Source organism: Roseibium album (genome assembly GCF_001404515.1).
In the GTDB taxonomy this organism is placed as follows: domain Bacteria; phylum Pseudomonadota; class Alphaproteobacteria; order Rhizobiales; family Stappiaceae; genus Roseibium; species Roseibium album.
On the sequence record NZ_CXWE01000006.1, the window covers coordinates 64,760 to 78,357 of the forward strand.

Consider the following 13,598-nt stretch of genomic DNA (forward strand, 5'->3'; position numbering starts at 1 on the left):
CTCCGGCGGCTGTTTTATTCATGGCTTTATGCGCCGTTGTTACACGCGCCGAGTTCACCACCGAGCATTTCAGCAGGATATTCAACCTGCGAACGCGGGGTAACTTCCACAACTTCGAGAACGTCGAACTGAGAGCTCGGGTTTTCCTTACCCTTCACAACCAGAACATCCTTGAAGCACTGGTGGTCTTCCGCACGATAAAGTGTCGGACCATTGCCCATGCCGTCGAACTCGAAGCCTTCCAGAGCGGCGGCCAGAGCACAAGGCTCGAAGGTACCGGCCCGCTGCGCGGCATCCGCATAGAGCAGTGCCTGACAATAGGTGGTATGGGCAGCCTGGCTCGGCGGGAAGCCGTATTCCTGGCCAAAGGACTTGACGAACGCCTTTGAGCCTTCGTCCTGTAAGGACCAGTGCCAGTTGGTGGATCCGAAGATCCCCTTGACGTTTTCACCGGCACCTTGAGCCATCAAACGGGAATACAGCGGAACAACGATCGCAAAATCCTTGCCGTTGACCTGTTTGTCCCGAAGACCGAACTGAACCGCCTGAGTCAGCGAATTCACCATGTCCTTGCCGTAGTGGTTGAGAACCAGAACGTCGGCACCGGAATTCAACACAGGCGTGATGTACTGCGAGAAGTCGCCCGCGCCAAGCGGCGTGCGGACGGCTGCTGCCGTGTTCCAGCCCATTCCTTCGGTGTATTTCTTGATCGACCCTTCCTGGGACCAACCCCAGGTATAGTCGGCGGTCAGGTGATAGGCAGTTCGGTCGGTTCCGAATGCATTCTTAAGCACCGGAGCCAGGGCCGCGCCCGACATTTCCGTATTGAAGAAGTGGCGGAACCCGTTCTTGCGCTTGTCCTTGCCGGTCGTGTCATTGGAGTGCGTCAGACCGGCCATGAAAATGACGCCGGCTTCCTGGCAAAGAGACTGCACCGCAATCGCAACACCGGAGGACGAACCGCCCGTGATCATGACCGCACCATCTTTTTCAATCATGCGTTTTGCGGATGCGCGCGCAGCGTCAGACTTTGTCTGGGTGTCGCCCGTCACATAGGCAACCTTCTTGCCGTTCACACCGTTGCCCTGCAACGCCTTTGAACTGAAGGTGTTCAGCATGCCGCCGTCGCCTTCACCGTTCAGGTGTTTCACGGCCAGTTGATAGGCACGCAGTTCGTCGGCCCCTTCGTCGGCGTAGGCGCCGGTTTGCGGGACATTGAATCCGAGAATAACTTCAGCGCCGGTCGGCTCATTCAAATACCCTGCGGACCAGACCTTGCTGGTGAAAATGGTAGGTGTTGCCAACGCGGCTCCGCCAACCGCGCCAGCGCGCAGAATTGAACGACGATTAAGGGGTTTACGAATTAAGCTCATACTTTCCTCCCAGAAAGGCACGGCACGCCCCCGTCGGACGCACCTGCGATAGCTGTACAGCCGCTCGCAATTCTGGACTGTTCCCCGACCGGGAGACCGGCTCCTCAACGCCAAAATCGCAAGCTTCGGGGACTGTAGAAAAAGTCCTTACAAATCAGCAATACGACTATCGGATCGCATCTACTTTTCGCATCATTAGACTTTCGAAGTATTCGCAGCTTCAATTCGATCTTCAATCTGTAATAATATTGCGATGCAACATCGCTTTTTCGAAAACTAAACAATACGTTATTCAATCGAAATTTGGCAGTGCAATATATCGACGGCCAGTTGACTGAAAATGGAAATGTCTTCAGCCACTTAGACCAAAGTTGCACGGGACCGTACCCTTCCGGTTGTATTCGTTGAATTTGACGCGTAACTGCCTGCACATTAAGTGTGCAACAACATCTCCATTCCCGCCAATTTCGATGACAGGACATTCTCATATGGCTGTAATTTCCACTCTTGATGAGCTGCATGATCACTATGGTGTCGTCGGCGAGGCCTCTCTTATCAAAGAGATTGATTCGCTGAGTCCCGCGTATCGCAAAATCGTCGAGGCATCATCGTTCTGCACCCTGGCGACGTGCGGACCGGAGGGACTGGATTGCTCGCCTCGCGGCGATGAGGGCTGTGTTGTCCGAATCCAAGACAACAAGACACTGTTGCTGCCGGACCGTCGCGGCAACAACCGCATCGATTCACTTCGAAACATCGTCCGGGACCCTCGCGTGGCATTGATGTTCATGGTGCCAGGCTGGAACAATGTTCTACGGATCAATGGCAAGGCTGTTCTATCGGTTGATCCGGCCCTCCTCCTCTCCTTCGAGCGCGAAACACACCAACCGCGCTCGGTAGTCGTTGTCACAATTGAATCTGTATATTTTCAATGCGCGCGCGCGATCATGCGGGCTGGGCTCTGGAACCCGGACAGCCAAATTTCGCAGGGCGACCTCCCCTCTGCCGGAATGATCATGCAGGAAATCAAGTCAAGTTTCGATGGCCGGAGCTACGACGCGGAATGGCCAGCACGTGCAGCTAAAAGCATGTGGTGACAAGTCTTGGAATAACGCATCCAGCGCGCCATATCTGGTCCACACACCGCAAATCGGAACAAGAGATCCCACATGACCACAAATCCGCTGCTCACAGACTGGACCACCCCGTTTGAGCTACCGCCATTCGACAAAATCAAGCCGGAACACTTTGAAGAGGCCTTCGAGACGGCGATGGCTGAAGCAAAAGCGGAAAGCGACGCAATCGCGAAACAGTCGGATCGACCAGACTTCGGGAATACGATTGCCGCACTTGAAAAATCAGGTGAACGGCTGACGAAGGTGGCCCGTACCTTTTTCAACCTCACGAGTGCGGACACGAACGAGACGCTTCAACAGATCGAGCGCGACATTGCACCAAAGCTTGCCAGGCATTCGTCCGACATGCTTTTGAACGAAAAGCTCTTTGAGCGTATCGCCGAACTCTGGAACCAACGGGAAACGCTCGGCCTGAACACCGAGGACGCGAAGGTTCTGGAACGCTATCACATGATGTTCCAGCGCGCCGGTGCCGGTCTCGACGAAAACGGGAAATCCCGTATCGCCGAGATTTCGCAACGCCTTGCAACACTCGGCACACAGTTTTCCCAAAACATCCTGAGAGATGAGTCGGACTATCAGCTGGTTCTTGAGACGGAAGAAGACCGTGCGGGTCTTCCAGACTTTCTGTTGACGGCTGCGGCAGAGGCGGCACGTGAACGCGGGCATGACGGCAAACACGTCATCACGCTTTCACGATCCAGTATCGAACCCTTCCTGCAGTTTTCAACCAACAGGAGACTGCGCGAAGAGGCTTTCAATGCATGGAGCGCACGAGGAGAACTTGAAGGAGAAACAAACAACGCAAGGATCATCACCGAAACGCTCGCACTTCGATCTGAGAAGGCAAAACTGCTTGGTTTTGAAAATTTTGCTGCATTCAAGCTCGACGACACGATGGCCAAAACGCCCGACAATGTACGCGACCTGTTGACAAAAGTCTGGGAACCGGCTGCCGCACAAGCGCGCGCTGAAGAACAGAAGCTTTCGAAAATGGCGGCGAATGATGGCGAGAATCACACGATTGAAGCATGGGACTGGCGTTTTTATTCCGAGAAGGTGCGCAAAGAAGAACACGACCTCGATGAAACAGAGCTGAAACCCTATCTGCAACTCGACAGCATGATACAGGCAGCCTTCGACACCGCGACACGGCTGTTTGGGGTTACATTCAGGGAACTCGACGACATTCCGGTTTATCATCCCGACGTCCGGGTCTTTGAAGTTCTGGACCCGTCCGGACAACATGTCGGTCTGTTTTTGGGTGACTATTTCGCCAGGCCTTCGAAACGTTCGGGTGCCTGGATGTCCGGCTTCCGGTCACAACACAAGCTGAACGGCAACGTTGCGCCGATCATCGTCAACGTAATGAATTTTTCCAAGGGCGCTCCTGGAGAAGCCACTCTGCTCACATTCGATGACGCCCGAACGCTCTTCCACGAGTTCGGCCATGGTTTGCACGGACTGCTTTCAGACGTGACCTACCCGATGATATCTGGAACGAGTGTTGCCCGCGATTTCGTCGAGTTGCCGTCACAACTGTACGAACATTGGCTCTCGGAACCGGAAGTCCTTTCGAAATTCGCGACACATTACAAGACCGGCGATAAAATGCCGACGGACCTGCTGGACAAACTGCTTGCTGCCGCGAATTTCAACCAGGGTTTCGCAACTGTCGAATACACGGCATCCGCGTTGATCGATCTGGAACTGCATCTTCTGGATTCGCCAGACGAGATTGACATCGCTGCTTACGAAAAAGCGGAACTCGGCAAGATCGGAATGCCCAATGCGATCACGATGCGTCACCGGATTCCCCATTTTCAACATGTCTTTTCCGGAGATGGTTATTCAGCCGGGTACTACAGTTACATGTGGTCGGAGGTGATGGATGCCGATGCGTTTGGCGCTTTCAAGGAGGCTGGAGACATTTTTGACGAGGAGACGGCGGACCGTTTGCTGACGCATATATACTCCGCTGGAGGGCGTCCGGATCCTGAAGAAACCTACAAGGCCTTCAGAGGACGCGCGCCAAAAATCGACGCCCTCTTGAAAAAACGCGGATTTGCGGCCTGAATATCGACCGGCCGGTGATCAACCGGCCGGTTTCAGAGATTTGGGATCGAAAAATGATAAAACCCATGGCGCCACCGCCTGAACCAACCGCAGGACTGCTGCGTTTTTGTCTCGTGTTGAGCGGCATAGCTGGAGCGGTTGGCATCGTCACGCTTGCGCTATCGGCACATTCCGGCATTTCGGCTTCGCTTGAAACTGCGGCCCAGATGCTGCTGTTTCATGCCCCGGTGTTTCTCGGCATCGGCGTTCTTTCGCAGATACGACAAGTACTGATTCTTCCCTTTACAACACTGAGCATGGCAACGGGATTGACCCTGTTTTGTGGCGACCTCATCACAAACGCCTTGCTCGGCGATGGATTGTTTCCGATGGCTGCTCCGATCGGCGGGATGCTTTTGATTGTCAGCTGGATTGCCCTGGCCCTTGGAGCGCTACGCGTCGTGCCGCGGCAATCCTGATATCTCCGATATCCTGCTTTCAGCCTTTCAACCGCTCAGCGTGCCAGGCAACGTGGTCGCGGGCAAAAGTTGACACGAAATAGTAGGAGTGGTCGTAACCTTCCTGTAGCCGGTAGCAATGTGCCGTTTTTGTTTCGATCAGGGCGTCCGACAATGCACTGGCTTTCAACAGGTCGAAAAACTGGTCATCGGCTCCTTGGTCCACAAGCACGTCGCCGACCCATCCCTTGTCACGCAGCAGCATTGATGCGTCATGGGCTGGCCAGAGTGTTTCGTCAGCCCCCAGATAAGCGCCGAGTTGCTTCCTTCCCCAGTCGGAGTTTGCCGGATTGGAAATTGGAGCAAACGCGGAAAGCGACTGGTAGTGACCGGGATACTTCATTGCAAGCGTCAGCGCACCGTGTCCACCCATGGAGTGTCCGGTGATACCGTGGTGAACGGAAACTGCGAAATTCTCGGTGACGAGATCGCGAAGTTCGCTTGCGATATAGGTTTCCATCTGGAAATGCGGCCCCCAGGGCGCCTCGGTTGCATTGACGTAAAAACCTGCTCCTTGCCCAAGATCGTAAGCATCGTCATTGGCAATATCATCGCCACGGGGACTGGTATCGGGGAAAACAAGAGCCAGACCAAACTCGGCAGCATGCGCCTGCATTCCGGCCTTGGTCATGGCGTTCTCATGCGTGCAGGTCAATCCTGAAAGATACCATAGGCACGGCACCGGTCCTTCCTGGGCCTGTGGCGGCAGATAGACGGCAAAAGTCATCTCGCAGCCACACGCGTCTGACATATGGGTGTAGACGCCCTGAACGCCGCCAAAAGCCTTGTTCTCGGAAATGGTTTTCATGAAATTCCCACCGATTTAAGAATGTGGAAGACGCCAAGGAACACGCTTGGCGTCTTGCGTTGTTTCCCTCCGCCGGTCTCCGCCGTCCCTGCAGCGGTGTAAACCGGGGGAAAGTCCAAAAAAGATTTTCAGCCCGGAGTAATCAATAGACGACAACGGAACGGATCGACTCGCCCGCGTGCATCAGGTCGAAGCCCTTGTTGATGTCTTCGAGCGGCATCGTGTGAGTGATCATCGGATCGATCTCGACTTTCCCGTCCATGTACCAGTCGACGATCTTCGGCACGTCTGTTCGTCCCCGAGCACCTCCGAAGGCCGTTCCCCTCCAGACACGGCCGGTAACCAGCTGGAACGGGCGGGTTGCAATTTCAGCGCCTGCCGGCGCAACACCGATGATGATGCTCTCGCCCCAACCCTTGTGCGCAGCTTCAAGTGCGGTACGCATGACCTGAACGTTTCCGGTGGCATCAAATGTGTAGTCCGCACCGCCTTTGGTCAGATTGACCAGATAAGGCACCAGATCTCCTTCAACCTCGGCCGGATTGACGAAATCAGTCATGCCGAAGCGTGTCGCCATTTCAATTTTCGCAGGATTGAGGTCGACGCCAACGATCTGGTCGGCTCCTGCAAGACGCAAGCCCTGGATAACGTTGAGCCCAATGCCGCCGAGCCCGAATACGATGGCCCGCGAGCCTTGTTCGACCTTCGCGGTATTGATGACAGCACCGATCCCTGTCGTGACGCCGCAACCGATGTAGCAAACCTTGTCGAACGGCGCGTCCGGACGGATCTTCGCCAACGCAATTTCTGGCACGACCGTGTAGTTGGCGAATGTTGAGGTTCCCATGTAGTGCAGGATCGGATCTCCATCCAGCGTCGTGAAACGCGAAGACCCGTCGGGCATCAGGCCCTGCCCCTGGGTCGAGCGGATCGCCTGACAGAGGTTGGTTTTCGGATTGAGGCAATATTCGCAATTCCGGCATTCCGGCGTGTAAAGCGGAATAACATGATCGCCCGGTTTCAACGACGTGACGCCAGGGCCGACTTCAACCACCACGCCGGCTCCCTCGTGCCCGAGAATTGCCGGGAAAAGACCTTCCGGATCGGCCCCCGACAAGGTGAACTCGTCGGTATGACAGATGCCGGTGGCTTTTACTTCCACCAGCACTTCGAAAGCGCGCGGTCCCTCAAGGTTTACCGTTGTGACTTCAAGCGGTTTTCCAGCGCCTACGGCTACAGCTGCACGAACTTCCATGGAAGGTTCTCCCCTGTTTGATCTTTCCGGGAGAGTTACCGCCCCATGTTTCAAATGCAAGAACCGAAACGACCTTTGTTATAGGGAATGCGCAAATCAGCAACAATTCGAGCGAAATTTTCCGGTCCAGCGCGTGCAATGATATTCGGTTCGCCCGTTTTTGGTCCACTTTTTCCACCGGTTCAGATCGTACGCGACACCTATGTCGTATTCTGACAAACAAGCGACCGAAACCTGATACGCAAGTTGCGGCGCAAACATGAATATGCCCGGCAATAGACCGTCCCTGACCCCGTGGTTATGGTAGCGATCTCAAACCTCAACAAGTCAGGCAACACTCTTGCTAGATCCGCAGGAAACCGGCCTGAAACGTGCGGAGCCGCTGCTTCATGAAGCGTTATTCCTTTCTGGAACTGGCGAAAAACGCCTTTTCCGCGCACCAGAACTGGGGACGCCAGTGGCGATCACCAGAGCCAAAGGCCGAATACGATGTCGTGATCGTCGGCGCAGGCGGCCATGGCCTTGCCACCGCCTACTATCTCGCCAAGCAACACGGTATCCGCAACGTTGCGGTCATTGAGAAGGGCTGGCTCGGAGGTGGCAACACAGGTCGAAACACGACGATCGTGCGTTCGAATTATCTCTGGGAAGAAAGCGCTGCACTCTACAATCACGCGATCGGATTGTGGCAAGGACTGTCACAAGACCTGAACTACAACGTCATGTATTCGTCGCGCGGTGTCATGATGCTCGCGCACACCGTCCACGACGTCCAGGTCGCCCAACGGCATATTCATGCAAACCGGCTTGCGGGTGTGCAGAACGAATGGCTGACACCCGAACAAGCCAGGGAATATTGCCCGCCGCTCAACATTTCCAAGAACATTCGCTATCCCGTTATGGGAGCGGCTCTTCAGCGCGTCGGTGGAACGGCGCGGCACGACGCTGTTGCCTGGGGGTACGCACGCGGTGCCGACGATCTCGGTGTCGACATTATCCAGAACTGCGCGGTGACGGGCATCAAGCGCGGCCAGGATGGCGCCGTTGAAGGCGTTGAAACGTCGAAGGGCTTCATCAAGGCGAAGAAGATCGGTGTCGTGGCAGCCGGGCATACCTCGACCGTCATGGATATGGCAGGGGTCCGCATGCCACTGGAGTCCTATCCGCTGCAGGCGCTCGTTTCCGAACCGGTCAAGCCGGCATTCCCATGTGTGGTGATGTCCAACACCATCCATGCCTACATATCGCAATCCGACAAGGGCGAACTGGTGATCGGTGCCGGTACGGACCAGTTCATCTCCTATTCTCAGACGGGCGGCATCCACATCACCAATCACACGATTGACGCAATCTGCGAACTGTTTCCGCATTTCCGCAGAATGCGCATGCTGCGCAACTGGGGTGGTATCGTGGACGTGACACCTGACAGGTCACCAATCCTGTCGAAAACTCCGGTTCCAGGACTATACGTCAACTGCGGTTGGGGCACAGGCGGGTTCAAGGCAACACCGGGCTCAGGTCACGTCTTTGCACACACGATCGCAAAAGACGAACCGCACCGTATCAATGCACCTTTCACCATCGACCGGTTCCGCACCGGACGTCTGATCGACGAAGCGGCTGCCGCCGCCGTCGCGCACTAAGGGGAGTTTTCATCAGATGTTGCTGGTTTATTGCCCCTACTGCGATGTCGAACGGGCGGAAACGGAGTTTTCCTGCCGTGGTCAAGCGCATATCTCCCGGCCCTCGGATCCTTCACAAACAAGCGACGAGGACTGGGTCAATTATCTCTATATGCGAGCCAACACCAAAGGCGTCTATGCCGAACGCTGGCGTCACATTCACGGCTGCGGACGTTTCTTCAATGCCGTGCGTGACACCGTCAGTGACAAGTTTCTGAAATTCTACAAGGCTGGAGAACCGATGCCGGACCTTGAAGCGCTTGCCAAGGAGGCCGGCAAATGAGCCAGCCATTCCGTACTGAAAAGGGCGGCCGGATCGAACGGGCCGAACAACTCACCTTCACTTTCGATGGCGAGGAGATGCACGGGCACAAAGGCGATACTCTCGCTTCAGCCCTGCTTGCCAACGGTGTTCATCTGGTTGGCAGGTCATTCAAGTATCACCGCCCACGCGGGATCCTGACAGCAGGTTCCGAAGAGCCCAATGCGCTGGTTGGCATTTACCGGAACGGTGACCAGACCCCGAACTTGCGCGCGACGCAGGTGGAGCTCTACCAGGGCCTTGAAGCAACTTCACAGAACCGGTTTCCATCGCTCGGATTTGATATCGGTGCAGTCAACGACCGATTGTCGATGTTCTTTCCGGCCGGGTTCTACTACAAGACCTTCATGTGGCCGAAATCGTTCTGGGACAAGGTCTATGAACCTGTCATCCGGTCCGCAGCAGGTCTCGGAAAACCGCCCAAAAATCCGGATCACGATTTCTACGGCAACTTGTACGCTCATTGCGATGTGCTTGTTGCGGGATCAGGCCCGGCGGGCCTGACGGCTGCTCTTGCTGCCGCGGAGACAGGCGCGAAGGTGATATTGTGCGACGAACAGGCAGAATTCGGCGGCTCGTTGCTAAGTGAAGTCAACGCCAGTATCGATGGCAAATCCCCCACTGAGTGGGCCGGAGAAGCAATCGCCAAGCTCGATGCGATGGACAACGTCACTCTTCTGACAAGAACCACTGCATTCGGTTACTTCGCGCACAACTACGTCGCACTCGTTGAGCGGGTCACCGAACACCTGTCGAGCCCTGATCCGAAACTGCCGCGCGAACGGCTTTGGCAGGTCCGGGCGAAAGAGGTCGTCATTGCGTCCGGTGCCATCGAGCGTCCCATGGTCTTTCCGGAAAACGACCGTCCGGGCATCCTGCTCGCCGAAGCTGGCCGGACCTATCTCAACCGATACGGTGTCAAGGTCGGTCACAAGGTCGTTGTCACGACAGCATGTGACACGGCTTGGCAAGCCGCCTTCGATCTTGCCGACCATGGCGTCGAGATCGCCGCAATTGTCGATATGCGCGAAACACCGCCGGAAAGCCTTCTATCGATAGCAAAGGCACGGGGTATCCGGGTCGAAGCCGGTTGTGTCGTCACGGGAACGCTGGGACGCAAGCGCGTCAAGTCGGCATTGATCGGTCGATTGATGACGTCCGGCAAGGTCGCCTCGGGAGGTCAGATCGACTGTGATGCACTGCTCATGTCCGGTGGCTGGACACCGACCGTCAGCCTCTATTCCCAATCCCGCGGCAAAGTCGTCTGGAATGCAGACATGGGAGCATACGTTCCCGGCAAGTCCTTCCAGAAGGAACGCTCTACCGGAGGCGCCAAAGGCCTTTACGGCCTGCAGGCCACACTGGAAGACGGCTATGCTGCCGGTGAAGAAGCTGCCAAAGCTGCCATCGGAAAATCCGTCAAAATCACCTACGCCGCTTCAAGCGGCGGCGAAGCAGGCGAAGGCGGTACCCTCGGAGCACTGCCACACGACCGCAATGCGACAAAGGTCAAGGCGTTCGTCGACTATCAGAACGACGTGACAGCCAAGGATGTGAAACTTGCCGTGCGCGAAGGAATGCAGTCCATCGAGCATATCAAACGTTACACCACAACCGGCATGGCCACTGACCAGGGCCGCCTTTCCAACATGAACGCGCTTCAAATTGCCTCCGGAGCGCTAGAAAAACCCATGACGGATGTGGGACTGACGACTTTCCGGCAACCTTATACACCGACAACTTTCGGTGTCTTTGCAGGCGTCGCACGGGGTGATTTCTTTGATCCTGTCCGCAAGACCCCGTCCCATGACTGGGTGGTGGAACATGGCGGTGTTTTCGAGGATGTCGGCCAATGGAAAAGAACCTGGTACTTCCCGAAGAGCGGTGAGGACATGCATGCCGCCGTCGCGCGCGAGTGCAAAACGGTTCGCGACAGCGTTGGTCTTTTCGACGCGTCAACCCTTGGCAAGATCGAGGTCGTTGGCCCGGACGCTGCCGAATTCCTGGAACGGATGTACACCAATCCCTGGAAGAAACTCGCGCCTGGCCGCTGCCGCTACGGCCTGCTCCTGAACGACGCCGGTTTCATCACGGACGACGGTGTCATCGGCCGCCTTGCCGAAGACAGGTTCCACGTGACGACAACGACCGGCGGTGCGCCGAACGTTTTTGCGACGATGGAAGACTATCTCCAGACTGAATGGCCTGATCTCGACGTCTGGATTACATCAACAACGGAGCAATTCGCCGTTGCAGCGGTTCAGGGACCGAAGGCACGCGAGGTTATTGCCCCATTCATAGAAGGTATCGATCTTTCAAACGATGCTTTCCCGCATATGAGCGTCAAGGAAGCGACGTTCTGCGGCGTTCCCTGCCGACTGTTCCGGATTTCGTTTACCGGTGAACTCGGTTTCGAGATCAACGTTTCGCGCCAGAATGGCACGATGATGTGGGAAACGCTGGCAAAGGAAATCGAAAAACACAATGGCACAACGTACGGCACAGAGACGATGCACGTGCTTCGTGCCGAAAAGGGTTACATCATCGTCGGACAGGACACAGACGGCACAGTAACGCCTCAGGATGCCGGGATGACCTGGGCCATCGGCAAGAAGAAGCTGGATTTTGTCGGCAAACGCGGCCTGGACAGGCCGGATCTTGTTGCCGAGAATCGCAAGCAGTTCGTCGGATTGTTCACCAAGGATCCGCAAGTGAAACTCGAGGAAGGCGCGCAGGTTACGTCGGCAGAAAATCCGGAGACCGGAACGCCTGCCGAGGGACATGTGACCTCGTCCTATTTCAGTCCTGCGCTCGGCCGAAACATTGCGCTGGCGATTGTCAAGAATGGTCACGCGCTGGACGGCAAGACACTGTACGTACCGATGCCGGACGGAAGCATTCCGGTCGAAATCACCGGACCCGTGTTTTATGACAAGGAAGGAGCACGGATCAATGTCTGACACTCTGGCAAACGATCTGATTACGCCTGACGTGGACGCTGCACCGCTCCTGAGCCAACCCGGCGTCTCTATGCTGAAGGCTGCGCCAATCACCCGCTTGTCCCTGCGTGCAAGAGAGGCCACGCTGAAAGATGCCGGATCAGCTTTCGGTGTCGAACTTCCGGTCAAGCCGATGACCTGTAACACGGGGCAGAAGCGTGCTGTGCTCTGGATGGGGCCGGATGAATGGACGCTACTGGCACCGGCGGACGACCTGAAAGCAACCTTCGATGCTATCGAAGGCAAACATGAGTCCCACTCTCATGCACTGGTCGATATCTCTGAAAGATCAGAGGCGGTCATCGTAAGCGGAGAAAAGGCGGTCTGGTTGCTCAATACCGGCATCTTCATCGATTTTTCGCTCGAGACCTTTCCGGTCGGCACCGTCACCCGGACGATTTTTCACAAGTCTCCCGTTATGGTCTGGCGCACGGGCACCGATACCTTCGTCGTCGAGGCCTGGGTGTCCTTCATGGATTATGTTTCAGGTCTCCTGGTACAATCGGCACGCGAACTGGAAGCTGCCTGAGGACGCAGTCTTCGTCCAAAGAAACACAAACCCTTGTGGGATCCTCCGCAAGGGTTTTTCATTGGGCTGGTGAGCGCAGAGAAAACCCAGACCAGGGTGACTTCACGAATTCTCCCGGCAACCTATCAATCCGTTTACTTGCAAACCGTCCGCAAATCCCGCAAGTGTGGTCTGCATGCTCAAAATTGGTTCCTATAACATTCAAAAGGCCATCGGCCTGGATGCTCGCCGAAGACCGGACAGAACACTCAAGGTGATTCAGGAGTTGAATTGCGACGTTCTTGCGCTTCAGGAAGCAGACAAGCGGTTTGGACCGCGCGAGAGCACTCTGGACAGGGACACCATTCTCTCGGAGACGGACTATCGACCCGTTCCATTCGCGAAGCGCGAGAAGAGCCTTGGCTGGCACGGCAATGCGATCCTTGTTCGCAACTCGATCGGGATCCTCGACTTTCGCAGACTGGATCTGCCGACGCTGGAACCGCGGGGCGCGGTAGCAGCGGACCTGGAAATCGAAGGAGTCAAAATCCGCGTCGCCGCGATGCACCTCAGCCTTGTCAGTCATTTCCGGAAAAAACAGATCACCTCGCTCATGCACCAATTGCATGAGCATCTGGAATATCTGCCCACGGTGCTCATCGGCGACCTGAATGAATGGCGGGACACGGCAAGAAGCCTGAAGCTGTTCGAAGAAAGATATGAGGTCACGACACCCGGCAAGAGTTTTCCAAGTCCCCTGCCCGTCGGCAGCCTGGACAGGATCATTACAAGTCCTGAATTCACCGTAAGCCAGGCAGGCGTCCACACGTCCAAGACCGCGCGTATCGCGTCTGATCATCTGCCGGTGTGGGCCCATCTCTCTCTCGGGACGGCAGGTCATCTGGCTCCAGCACCGGATGCGCACTAGAGCGCATCCATTGA

11 protein-coding genes are annotated in these 13,598 nt (G+C 56.0%); 8 read left to right on the forward strand and 3 right to left on the reverse strand.

Going from position 1 to position 13,598, the window contains the following annotated elements; translation table 11 throughout:
• Positions 1 to 26 precede the first annotated feature (26 nt).
• Positions 27 to 1,373, reverse strand: a complete 1,347-nt coding sequence (locus LA5095_RS20060; RefSeq protein WP_029066038.1) for a substrate-binding protein — start codon at positions 1,371 to 1,373, stop codon at positions 27 to 29.
• 488 nt (positions 1,374 to 1,861) lie between these two features.
• Between LA5095_RS20060 and LA5095_RS20065 the strand changes: the two genes are divergently transcribed.
• From LA5095_RS20065 to LA5095_RS20075, 3 genes are all read left to right on the forward strand, one after another.
• Positions 1,862 to 2,470, forward strand: coding sequence for a pyridoxamine 5'-phosphate oxidase family protein (locus LA5095_RS20065; RefSeq protein ID WP_055118198.1), 609 nt, complete (start codon positions 1,862 to 1,864; stop codon positions 2,468 to 2,470).
• Positions 2,471 to 2,542: 72 nt separating this feature from the next.
• The gene (locus tag LA5095_RS20070) at positions 2,543 to 4,585 is read left to right on the forward strand and encodes a M3 family metallopeptidase (RefSeq protein ID WP_055118200.1); all 2,043 of its coding nucleotides are present in this window, start codon (positions 2,543 to 2,545) and stop codon (positions 4,583 to 4,585) included.
• A 53-nt stretch (positions 4,586 to 4,638) separates the two neighbouring features.
• The gene (locus LA5095_RS20075) at positions 4,639 to 5,043 is read left to right on the forward strand and encodes a DUF423 domain-containing protein (RefSeq protein WP_235808914.1); all 405 of its coding nucleotides are present in this window, start codon (positions 4,639 to 4,641) and stop codon (positions 5,041 to 5,043) included.
• A gap of 19 nt (positions 5,044 to 5,062) precedes the next feature.
• On the opposite strand, the gene fghA is transcribed toward LA5095_RS20075, so the two are convergent.
• A complete protein-coding gene (gene fghA, locus LA5095_RS20080) occupies positions 5,063 to 5,890 on the reverse strand; it encodes an S-formylglutathione hydrolase (RefSeq protein WP_055118202.1) in 828 nt (275 codons plus the stop codon).
• Between the two features lie 142 nt (positions 5,891 to 6,032).
• On the reverse strand, positions 6,033 to 7,145 hold the full coding sequence (locus LA5095_RS20085; protein WP_055118204.1) for an S-(hydroxymethyl)glutathione dehydrogenase/class III alcohol dehydrogenase: 1,113 nt from the start codon (positions 7,143 to 7,145) through the stop codon (positions 6,033 to 6,035).
• A gap of 389 nt (positions 7,146 to 7,534) precedes the next feature.
• Here LA5095_RS20085 and LA5095_RS20090 point away from each other — a divergent pair, with 389 nt between their 5' ends.
• The 5 genes from LA5095_RS20090 (at position 7,535) to LA5095_RS20110 (ending at position 13,584) form a co-directional block, all read left to right on the forward strand.
• Positions 7,535 to 8,788 carry a sarcosine oxidase subunit beta family protein gene (locus tag LA5095_RS20090; RefSeq protein WP_029066045.1) on the forward strand — a complete coding sequence of 418 codons (1,254 nt, stop codon included), beginning with the start codon at positions 7,535 to 7,537 and terminating at the stop codon, positions 8,786 to 8,788.
• Positions 8,789 to 8,804: 16 nt separating this feature from the next.
• On the forward strand, positions 8,805 to 9,110 hold the full coding sequence (locus tag LA5095_RS20095; protein ID WP_055118206.1) for a sarcosine oxidase subunit delta: 306 nt from the start codon (positions 8,805 to 8,807) through the stop codon (positions 9,108 to 9,110).
• The gene (locus tag LA5095_RS20100) at positions 9,107 to 12,109 is read left to right on the forward strand and encodes a sarcosine oxidase subunit alpha family protein (protein ID WP_055118208.1); all 3,003 of its coding nucleotides are present in this window, start codon (positions 9,107 to 9,109) and stop codon (positions 12,107 to 12,109) included. The genes LA5095_RS20095 and LA5095_RS20100 overlap by 4 nt, the downstream gene beginning before the upstream one ends.
• Positions 12,102 to 12,677, forward strand: a complete 576-nt coding sequence (locus tag LA5095_RS20105; RefSeq protein ID WP_055118210.1) for a sarcosine oxidase subunit gamma — start codon at positions 12,102 to 12,104, stop codon at positions 12,675 to 12,677. Before LA5095_RS20100 ends, LA5095_RS20105 begins: the two co-directional genes overlap by 8 nt.
• A gap of 175 nt (positions 12,678 to 12,852) precedes the next feature.
• Complete coding sequence (locus LA5095_RS20110) at positions 12,853 to 13,584, forward strand: endonuclease/exonuclease/phosphatase family protein (RefSeq protein ID WP_055118213.1); 732 nt, start codon at positions 12,853 to 12,855, stop codon at positions 13,582 to 13,584.
• Positions 13,585 to 13,598 lie beyond the last annotated feature (14 nt).

What these genes read in the sequence shown, in the direction of transcription:
- LA5095_RS20090 (WP_029066045.1), top strand. Translation starts at nt 7,535, where the DNA reads ATGAAGCGTTATTCCTTTCTGGAACTGGCGAAAAACGCCTTTTCCGCG.
- LA5095_RS20085 (WP_055118204.1), bottom strand. Translation starts at nt 7,145, where the DNA reads ATGGAAGTTCGTGCAGCTGTAGCCGTAGGCGCTGGAAAACCGCTTGAA.
- LA5095_RS20075 (WP_235808914.1), top strand. Translation starts at nt 4,639, where the DNA reads ATGATAAAACCCATGGCGCCACCGCCTGAACCAACCGCAGGACTGCTG.
- LA5095_RS20105 (WP_055118210.1), top strand. Translation starts at nt 12,102, where the DNA reads ATGTCTGACACTCTGGCAAACGATCTGATTACGCCTGACGTGGACGCT.
- LA5095_RS20110 (WP_055118213.1), top strand. Translation starts at nt 12,853, where the DNA reads ATGCTCAAAATTGGTTCCTATAACATTCAAAAGGCCATCGGCCTGGAT.
- fghA (WP_055118202.1), bottom strand. Translation starts at nt 5,890, where the DNA reads ATGAAAACCATTTCCGAGAACAAGGCTTTTGGCGGCGTTCAGGGCGTC.
- LA5095_RS20060 (WP_029066038.1), bottom strand. Translation starts at nt 1,373, where the DNA reads ATGAGCTTAATTCGTAAACCCCTTAATCGTCGTTCAATTCTGCGCGCT.
- LA5095_RS20065 (WP_055118198.1), top strand. Translation starts at nt 1,862, where the DNA reads ATGGCTGTAATTTCCACTCTTGATGAGCTGCATGATCACTATGGTGTC.
- LA5095_RS20095 (WP_055118206.1), top strand. Translation starts at nt 8,805, where the DNA reads ATGTTGCTGGTTTATTGCCCCTACTGCGATGTCGAACGGGCGGAAACG.
- LA5095_RS20070 (WP_055118200.1), top strand. Translation starts at nt 2,543, where the DNA reads ATGACCACAAATCCGCTGCTCACAGACTGGACCACCCCGTTTGAGCTA.
- LA5095_RS20100 (WP_055118208.1), top strand. Translation starts at nt 9,107, where the DNA reads ATGAGCCAGCCATTCCGTACTGAAAAGGGCGGCCGGATCGAACGGGCC.